Below are 8702 nucleotides of genomic sequence, written 5' to 3'. Positions count from 1 at the left end.
GACGTCGTGACATGGTGTGATCGTCTCCTTCTGCACCCATTCTGGTGCATCAGAACTCTCACAACCGCTGGACCCACCCACAGGGCTCCAGTCACACCGTCCAATCATTCCGAGATTCCGACACGTTTTCTGAGCTCCTACACGACGCCTCAAGGACGGGAGACACTACTAGGCGGCGCGCAGATCGAATTCCTGCGCCTTGGCGCCTGCGATGAACGCGGCCCATTCGGTGGGCGTGAAGACCATGGCGGGCGCTTCGGTGTCAGAATCGCGTAGGACGATGTAGCCGTCTGTGCGCTGTTCGATTTCGGGGAGGCCGTCGCCGAGTGGGTGGCCGCTGCCTGCCTTCACGTGGTCGAGGAAGCGTGGCCAGAGGGTGCTATCGATGGCGATGATGGGTTGGACTGCGGGATCGTTGGCGGGATCTCGGAGGTATTTGCTGTCGCGTATGAAGACCGTCTGGCTTCCGAAGGCAACCTGGACGCACTGGCCGCCGTTGGTCCCGCTGTAGCTCGAGGTCCGCCAGTGCAGGCGGTCCTGGGAAGTCATTCCGTTCTCCTACGCTTGTTCGAGGCGATCTCTGCGCCCGCGGATGATGTGGGCGGACTCCTCGACTGGCAGGGCCAGGGAGAGAAGTCGATCTGCAATCATTTTATACATCGCGACCTGCTCTCGATCCTGCACGTACAGGGCGCCGGTCTGGTACTCGATGTAGCCGAGGCTCAGCGCGGTGTCGAAGTGGAGCAGGGTGAAGTCCCCGTCGAGACCGGCGTGAACGGGGGTACTCGTCGGCATCACGCGGAGTTCGACATTCTCGCGGTCCATCAGATCGAGGAGGTGGCCGAGCTGTTCCGCCATGACTTCGGGGCCACCGACGAGCCGGTCGAGGGTGTGTTCCTCGATGACGGCCTGCAGGTATAACGGGTTATCTTCGCTGGTCAACCGCTGGCGGGCCATCCGTGCTCGGATGGTTTGGGGTAGGTCCAGTGGCGCGATCTGCAGGCCCCCGCTGAGCAGGGCGGTGGCGTAGCCCTCGGTCTGGAGCTGGCCGGTCAGGGTCATCGCCTGGTAGGTGAATTGGCTTGTCGCCAGCCCTTCGAGTCCGATGAACGTTTTGAACCAGCCGGGCAGGACTTCGCTGAACGGCGCCCACCACGTGCTCTGATCGGCGCGGCCGGCCAGTGACGTGATCCGATCAATCTGATCGACCTCTGCCCCGTAGAGACGCATGAGGGTGGCGGTTTCGTCGGGTTGCTGCTGGTACTTGCCGTTCTCCATGTTGTTGATCTTCGGCTGGGTGCAGCCGAGTTCTTTGGCGGCTTCGGCCTGGCTGACCCCGGCACGCACTCTGGCGGATCGCAGCTCGTGACCGATCAAGAAGCGCAGTGCTGACGGATCTGATCGGCTCACGGTCACTGTGTGGTCCTCCTGCGGTTTCAGGGTCGTGCGACTCAGTATCCACCACATCCACAAGCGTACTCATAAGGAACTTCATAAGCGCTTGTATCAGCTTATATATTTGCTTATGGTCGATTCAGGGGTGGTATGTACCGCCACACGACGACCGGGAGCAGTGATCAACATGACGGTTCTGCAGGAGTCACAACATCTCGTCAGCGACCGCACACCGCACCACGCGCGCAGCACAGGCGACGGCGGATGGGTAGTGAGTTATCTACCCGGGCGAACCTTGACACGCGATCAAGCCGAAGCGGCGCTACTTGCCCTCGAAGACATGGCGGCCCTGCAGGCTCACGTCGGGCTGCTGGGGCTGACCGTGTTGGAAGCCATGGGCATGGCTGCCATGGAGTGTCCGTGGCCGCCGCCCCGTAAGGAAGGGTTCGCCGCGCGGGCGCTGGCCTGGGCAGGGGTGTCGCGGTGATCGCGCGGCGGGCGTGGTCGATCGCTAACACGACCGTGGCGTTCAGCGCGGTCGCGGCCCGCGGCCAACGCAGGGTCGTCCCGATACAGCCGGTACCCGGGTCTCCGTTGGGTGTGGTCAAAGGCGGGCCTCACCGGAAGGACAAATCCTGATGTTCGAGAACTGCCACACGCCCTTCGAGGTAGCCCACATCTACCGGGGGATGGGATTTCCGGTCTCCTGCACATTCGGCCGGGTCGCGGTAACCGCGTCCAGATCGCTGGGTGCGGTGGTGATGCCACCGGACCTGGGCACTCTGGTCCGTCACGAACTCGAACACGACCGCAGCCTCATTGCGCCGGTATTCACCTATCAGCGACCGCGCCGAGACTGGGTGTTCCTCGTTGGCCCCGGCACAGGCGGCGCGCTCGGCGCCACCGCTCGTGCCGCACTGCACCGCGCAGGGGTACGAGTTCTGACCGCGGGACAGAGGGTGTGGCTGCCTATGACCGACCAACCCCTCACCTGGTACTGGATCTGGCCCCCGACCACCGCACAAGCGCTGCCCGCACGGTCGACCGTGCTTGCCACTGCCCGCCGCCAGCTGCTGACGTCACGGAGGTGACCCGATGCACGCCAGCACCGGCACCCCACGACCCGCCCGTATCACCGACTCGTCGGAATCGTTGTTCCCGACCGCCGAGGCACTGCTGTCGGCCATCCGAGGTCATCACGTCGGCCCCCATCCCCTCGCACCGATCGCCTACCGGTTCGGGCAACTGCAACAGCAGCGTCTTCATCGCCCCGTCTGCCTGACATGCCCACACCGCACCGAACTGTTGATGCAGGCCGATCTCTGGGTGACCGAGAATGCGCCGCCGCCACATCCGAACGCGACCATGCACTTCGAATCCCTGGGCACCGTGATCGATCGGCTCGCTGCCCAGCAGGTTCGGGCGTACCACCTGCTGATGAGCGCCGAACCGTCCAGCCCGTTCGTACACGCCGCGTGGTACCGCCTCGCCGAACTGGTCGACGACTACACCGACCTGACCACCGCAGTTGCCCACCGAGCACGACGCCTCCCCGACACACCCTGCCCGTGATCGAACCCGGGCGGCTACCGACGCCCGCGCTGGAAGGAGCCTCCAATTTCCATCCCCGGCCCACCCACGACCGGCCACCGGGCCTCGCCACCCGTCGTAACAGGCGATGAGCTGGTGATCCTCGATACCGATATCGGTTGGCACCCGGGAGGTCTCGTAGCGTTGGTGATCGCGGCGCGTATGGTACCGAATCTGGTCGTGGTCACCGCCGACGAAACTCGTGGCCGCCGCGCGCAGCTGGCCCGCCACATGCTGGATATGCTCGACCGGCCCGATGTCCGGGTGATCTCCGGGTTCGACCTGGGCGGCGAGGACCGGTTCCTCCTCGACAACGACCAACCTCCCCCGGGCGTTCGGTGAAGACTTCCTCGAACGCATCCGTGGTCTCGATCATATGATCGCCACCATTGTTGAACTCTGCGAATCCACCCGCCTAATCCGGTGGGCGGGGCTGGGCCCGATGTCCAACCTCACCGCCGTCATTTCCCGCCTACCCGAGATCACCGACCAGGTAATGGTCACCCAACTGGGCGGGCCGCCGGGCGGTCACCGGGGGAAGACGCCTGTCCCCGAGAACTTCCGCGTTGATCCGACATCTGCCGGGCTTGCCCTGCGCGCACTGCACACACCGCGTCTAATTCTCGGCGACCACACCGATTCCGACGCCCTCCGCATCCCTCCAAACTCCCCACGCCTGCGGGCGCTCGAACGCCCCACCGCACCGCCGTGGACACAACTACTGGCGACCCACCTACGAGCATGGTCCGCCCGTGAATCCATAGCCTGGATGAGGCATGCCCTGGTTCTCAGCGCCGCGCTCGGACTGCCCTTCGTTGCCTTCCACACCGAACGAATCGAGATACACCCCAACGCACGTCTGGGCCACGCAAACCACGGACGACCGATGCAAGTATCGAGCACCGTCGACCATTCCGCGTTCCTGAGCTGGACGTACGGTGCGCTGCGCGTATGAATACCCGCCCTGGTCTACTCGCGGATCCGACCGGTTCAAGCCTCGACGTCGGGCGCGCGGTCGCCGACGCCCAGCCCGCGGAGTAAGGATGCGGTGGTGGTGTCGCGGTAGCGGTAGGCGATGCCGGAGATGTTGCGTACGGCACGGTCGAGGAATCCGGGTTCCTGGGTTTTGGCGAGGCGCGTGGTGAGGGGCACACCGTGGTTCAGGATCACCGAGTGCAGTTCGTCGGTGTCGGCGATAACCTTTTCACAGATCGGGCGTCGTTCCTGCTCGTAAGTGTCCAGGAGTGCCGGGCCGACAGCGCCCGTGGCGACAGCGGCCAGCTTCCAGCCGAGGTTGACCGCGTCCTGAATCGCAACGTTCATACCCTGGCCGCCGACGGGAGCCTGCAGATGCGCGGCATCACCACACAGCAGTATCGGGCCTTGGCGGTAGGTGGCGCTGAGATAGCGGCTGACCTGGAACACGCTCGTCCACTGCGGGTCCCCGAGGATTACCGTTCCGTCGAAGTGCTGGTCGAGGATCTTTTGGAAAGCTTCCGGTGAGCTGTCGACGCTGTCGGTGTCACCGGCGCCGCTGACCAGGACTCGCCAGGTCCCGTTCGGCAGTTGGGTGGTCAGCAGCATGTGGTCGGCACCGATGTCGTAGCAGACGCGGCCGGCCTCACCGGGGCGGCCGGTCAAGGATGCGTCGGTCATCCACATCACCGAGCCGTGGTCGCGGGCGCCGGGAAACTCTGCGCCTATGTGGCGCCGGACGATGCTGTGGGCGCCGTCGCAGCCGATGAGCCAATCGGGTTGCACGGTTTCGGTGCGCTGGTCGGCGATGTCGAACAGGGTGGCGGTTACCGCACCGTCGTCGCCGGTGACGGCGCGGAGTTCGGTGTGCCAGTCGATGACTCCACCGAGTCGCAGGAAGTGCTCGCGCAGGATCTGTTCGGTGTCGGTCTGGCTGATGATCCGGAAGCAGGGGTATTTGCTGTCGAGGGTGGTGAAATCCAGCCGGACGACCTGCCTGGCGTCGCGGAAGCGGTAGTCCATCGATATCCCGCGTAGTCCCTGCTCCAGGAACGGGTCGACGATCCCCATCATCTCGAAGAGCTCCAGAGTCCGCGCGTGCACGGTGAAGGCCCGTGACGTGGTGACGGGGGCGTGCAGTGCCTCGATCACACGGCACGGCACGCTGCGGCGCAGCAGTTCGATGCCGAGAGTGAGACCGGCTGGACCGGCCCCGACGATGAGGATGGACTCGGCCGGTGCGGCGATTCGAAACATGACATGCCTTCCTGGGCTGTTGTGGCGCATGGACCTGGAACCAGGGCTGCGCGCGGGAATTACGGGAGAACACGAACCGCGACCGTCACGCCAGAGTGAGAGGGGAAAGCCGTGGCGCGGCGTGAGGTCAGGTTCGCCAACACGATGGGACGGGCGGTGGTGAGAGCGCCATGCACCGCTTTACGCCCGTCAGGTTTTATTTGTGTAGGTCAGCGGCACATCTACATCGGCTGTGACGTCGTTGTGGACCACAGCGGTACCGCCCGTTCCCGGCCGAACGTGCCGTCGGCGTAGATGAGGGAGGCGTACCGACCGGCATCACGTTCCAAGACAGGTAATTCGCTAGTTTCACCTGCGCCGATTCGGTCAGCGTTTCGACCGTCGGGTGGGTTGTGATCGTGGCAGAGCCTCCGTTGCATGCTGTGCGACGGCACGTTTGGCTGAGAGTCAGAAGAAGATTTCGGTACACTCTCGGCGAGACTCCGAGGATGGCAATGATTTTCTGTCGAATGCCACGCAGAAACAGCCATTCATGGAGGGCGATCAATAGCTTAGAAAAAGTAAATAACGCGTCAGTCCCCGATTTTTCAGGAGAAAATGCCACCCAGTAGATCGGGTATCGCTGACGAGCGAATCAGATGAATGACAGGACGATGCCCGCTGACAACGGAGCCACCGAAGGACCCGCGTGAGAGCGTCGACAACGTGGGGTCCAGCCAGATCAGAATAATGTTCGGATCCATTGATCACCTCTCCGGTATTGGATTGACGCCCCCATCCAAACCCCTAAACAACCTCAAAGGGAAGGGTTTACGTGCACCGATTTTGCGTTAATGCAAAATTTCCTACCACGGACACAGGTGATGTGCTGCACGATTATCGGGAAGGACGAATTTTTGCGTGAAGCAGAAGAAAGCGGGCGGTGAGCAGTATGCCCCCGGCGACTGATGGCGAAATAACACTGACGACTGCGCCGCGTTCCTCACCTGGATACGCGAGAGCTGCGAAACTGAACCCGCAGCGCCTGCTCGCAGCAGGGTCGCCGAAACGACTCGGAAAGGATCAGAGGTCCGCGAGACCGACCACGCGCTTCACCACCCGGGTGTGGATTGCTCAGTGAGCCATTCCACGGTGGTGGTGATCGCTTCGTTCTCCCTGTCCTCGGAATCGAACCCGTGGTCTGAGCCCGCAATCGTTACCAGCTCGGTCACCGGGCGGACCCTGGCTGTTTCTGCGGCGATGCGGTAGGAGACGGCTGTGTCGCGGTCCCCGTGCACAATCAACGCGGGGACGTCGGCCTGAAGGAACTGGTCGAGGGGACGGTAGTGCTCGAACTCGGTGAACAGGACCTGCCCCAGTTCGAACTCGCCATCGACGAGGAGTACCCCGCGCTCGGCCAGCCGGCGGCGCTGCTGCGGTTCGAAGTTCTGTTTGCCCCATGCAAGCTCGGGCTCGACAAACGTGTGGTGCAGGTCGAGAACCGGATTCCACAACACCAGTCGGTCCAGACTCGCAGCGAGCCACGGCAGCAGTAACGCGGTCGGTACCGCACCGAAACTGGCAGCCACCACCGACAACGGCCCCGCGAACCGGTTCTGCGTGTATTCCACCGCAGCCTGTAAATCCAGACACTCCCCTGCGATGGTCACACCCCGCGACGCGCCGCCGCTGGTTCCGTGGCCGCGGAAGGAAAACCGCACAACATGAAACCCCGCTGTCACCAGTCGGTCGGCGAGGCAGACGAACATCGTGGCGCCCTCGTCTTTGTCCACAGTGATCCTCCATGGACCAGCACCACCGCACCACGACCCGCGTCCCTCCACGCAGCGTGCACAGCAGCGTCGAGTACCACGCCATCCGCCGCGGTCAGCATCACGTTCTCCACCATCACTCCCTCTGATCAGTCAGTCGGCCACCAGTCACTCGCGTCGCATAAGACACCGCCCCTATACAATCCGCACTCGCCGGGCCACGACCAGCGGGCTGTACCTTCCGAATCCCAGCAGGAACTGTTCAGCGCCGACCGCAGCGGTATCGCCGTGATTATCTCCAGCCGACTCGCCGCTGTAGCCACGCGATCGCCGCGCGGCTGGCTTCGATTCGATGGCGGTGCAGAGCCGGCGACTGTGCCCCGGCCTGCCGATGGCTCTCCCGAGTCCAATATCCCGCCAGCGCGCATACCACGGCGGTGATCGCGGCGGGATCGATATCGCGGGTAAGGGGGTGCGACGCCAGGATCGGTTCGGGGTCGACCCCATGTTGGGTCAATGCGGGTGCCAGGAGCACCAGATCCACCCACGCTGCGCCCACACACGGCCAAGACCAGTCGACCACCATGACACCGCCATCCGGGCGCAGCAGCATATTGTCCGCGCGAAGATCGGTATGCAATAGTGTCTCCCCCACCGAGGCAGCCTCCCATCGCGTTTCGAAGATTGCCAGCCGATCCAGATTCCGGCGCGCCCAACCGTTCATGTCGTCGGGCGGGCCGTCCTCGGCGATAGCACGCCAGCCCGAGAGTTTCGGACGGTACTCAGCGGCCAGGGTCGGGACCCATGCCAGAGGGTTCGGGGTCAGCGTCCGTGCCAGATCCTCGATCACAGCAAGGACCGCCGTAAGTTCCGCCGACTGCCCGAAGCGGGGATGCCGCCCCGCGATGTCGTCGAATACCAACACGCGCCACCCGTCGGTCTCCAGGGTGAACTGCAGCGCCGGGGACGGGATCTGCGGTGGCAGTTGCGCGGCGGTGTCGGCCTCAACGCGGTATCGGTGGACGAACCTTTCCTCGGTGGGAATGGCCTTGGCGAACACGGTGCGGCCGTCGACCAAGACCAGCCGGGAAGCCATTCCGCGGCTGAATCCTCCCGGTTGGGTCGATGCCGAACGCACTCGTGCACCCAACCGTTCCTCGATCCCGGCGCGCACCGCCACCGGTATACCGCTCCACCGGATCCGGGACACCGGGGCTTTGCTCTCGGTCATCGGATCATCGTGCAGCGTGTAGACCGGCTTCACCATCGAATTTCGTCTCTGGGGCTGGCGGCTCGGAGCCCACGGCGGATCCTTCGGGTTGGCCGCCACCGGCCAAATCGTGTTCGATGTCGTGGTAGATCCGGTCGACTATGGCATCAAAGGTCCAGGTGGCGTCGATACGGGTCTCGTCGGCGAATGGCAGCGGCTTCCCATCAACGTGATGACGAGTAGCTGCCCGGACTGTCTCGTGGATGAAGGCTCACATGTAAAAGGCGTAGCGTCCCTGTGGTCGGTCCTGGGCGCTCAGGTGTCGCAGTATCTGCCCGACACGATCAGCGGTGCGCAAGGTGATGGGTTGTCGTCCGTCCAGCTGGGTCTGGTTCCAGTTCAACTTGGTCAGCGCGAGTAGTTCCTCGGCTAGTGCCTCGTCAAGCAACGTTGGGTAGGTAATCCGGGCGCCGGATTGTGGAGTTGACTGCGAACTCTGTCTTGGGGCGGGCGTGCTGGTTGTG

Annotated in this window: 11 protein-coding genes; 6 read left to right on the top strand and 5 right to left on the bottom strand. The window is 63.8% G+C overall.

Annotation, left to right across the window (positions count from 1 at the left end; translation table 11 throughout):
- Positions 1-168: 168 nt before the first annotated feature.
- Both ABZV91_RS31300 and ABZV91_RS31295 read right to left on the bottom strand, forming a co-directional pair.
- Positions 169-549 (bottom strand): DUF397 domain-containing protein, encoded by a 381-nt coding sequence (locus ABZV91_RS31300; protein WP_355249334.1) that lies wholly within the window; start codon positions 547-549, stop codon positions 169-171.
- Positions 550-558: 9 nt separating this feature from the next.
- Positions 559-1416 carry a helix-turn-helix transcriptional regulator gene (locus ABZV91_RS31295; protein ID WP_355249333.1) on the bottom strand — a complete coding sequence of 286 codons (858 nt, stop codon included), beginning with the start codon at positions 1414-1416 and terminating at the stop codon, positions 559-561.
- A 166-nt stretch (positions 1417-1582) separates the two neighbouring features.
- On the opposite strand from ABZV91_RS31295, the gene ABZV91_RS31290 reads away from it, so the two are divergent.
- From ABZV91_RS31290 to ABZV91_RS31270, 5 genes are all read left to right on the top strand, one after another.
- Positions 1583-1882, top strand: a complete 300-nt coding sequence (locus ABZV91_RS31290; protein WP_355249335.1) for a hypothetical protein — start codon at positions 1583-1585, stop codon at positions 1880-1882.
- Between the two features lie 151 nt (positions 1883-2033).
- Complete coding sequence (locus ABZV91_RS31285; protein ID WP_355249332.1) at positions 2034-2486, top strand: hypothetical protein; 453 nt, start codon at positions 2034-2036, stop codon at positions 2484-2486.
- Between the two features lie 4 nt (positions 2487-2490).
- On the top strand, positions 2491-2967 hold the full coding sequence (locus ABZV91_RS31280) for a DUF4254 domain-containing protein (RefSeq protein ID WP_355249331.1): 477 nt from the start codon (positions 2491-2493) through the stop codon (positions 2965-2967).
- A 114-nt stretch (positions 2968-3081) separates the two neighbouring features.
- Positions 3082-3327, top strand: coding sequence for a hypothetical protein (locus ABZV91_RS31275; protein ID WP_355249330.1), 246 nt, complete (start codon positions 3082-3084; stop codon positions 3325-3327).
- Positions 3328-3361: 34 nt separating this feature from the next.
- A complete protein-coding gene (locus ABZV91_RS31270) occupies positions 3362-3940 on the top strand; it encodes a hypothetical protein (protein ID WP_355249329.1) in 579 nt (192 codons plus the stop codon).
- 35 nt (positions 3941-3975) lie between these two features.
- Here the strand turns inward: ABZV91_RS31270 and ABZV91_RS31265 are convergent, their stop codons facing one another.
- The 3 genes from ABZV91_RS31265 to ABZV91_RS31255 form a co-directional block, all read right to left on the bottom strand.
- Entirely contained in the window at positions 3976-5217 is a 1242-nt protein-coding gene (locus tag ABZV91_RS31265) for an FAD-dependent monooxygenase (RefSeq protein ID WP_355249328.1), read from the bottom strand.
- Positions 5218-6308: 1091 nt separating this feature from the next.
- Complete coding sequence (locus ABZV91_RS31260; protein ID WP_355249327.1) at positions 6309-6989, bottom strand: alpha/beta fold hydrolase; 681 nt, start codon at positions 6987-6989, stop codon at positions 6309-6311.
- Between the two features lie 271 nt (positions 6990-7260).
- Complete coding sequence (locus ABZV91_RS31255; RefSeq protein ID WP_355249326.1) at positions 7261-8199, bottom strand: phosphotransferase; 939 nt, start codon at positions 8197-8199, stop codon at positions 7261-7263.
- An 88-nt stretch (positions 8200-8287) separates the two neighbouring features.
- Here ABZV91_RS31255 and ABZV91_RS31250 point away from each other — a divergent pair, with 88 nt between their 5' ends.
- Positions 8288-8599, top strand: coding sequence for a hypothetical protein (locus tag ABZV91_RS31250; protein WP_355249325.1), 312 nt, complete (start codon positions 8288-8290; stop codon positions 8597-8599).
- Positions 8600-8702: the final 103 nt, after the last annotated feature.

Source organism: Nocardia sp. NPDC004568 (assembly GCF_040609955.1).
Lineage (GTDB): Bacteria > Actinomycetota > Actinomycetes > Mycobacteriales > Mycobacteriaceae > Nocardia.
This window is presented reverse-complemented; position numbering and strand designations above follow the sequence as displayed.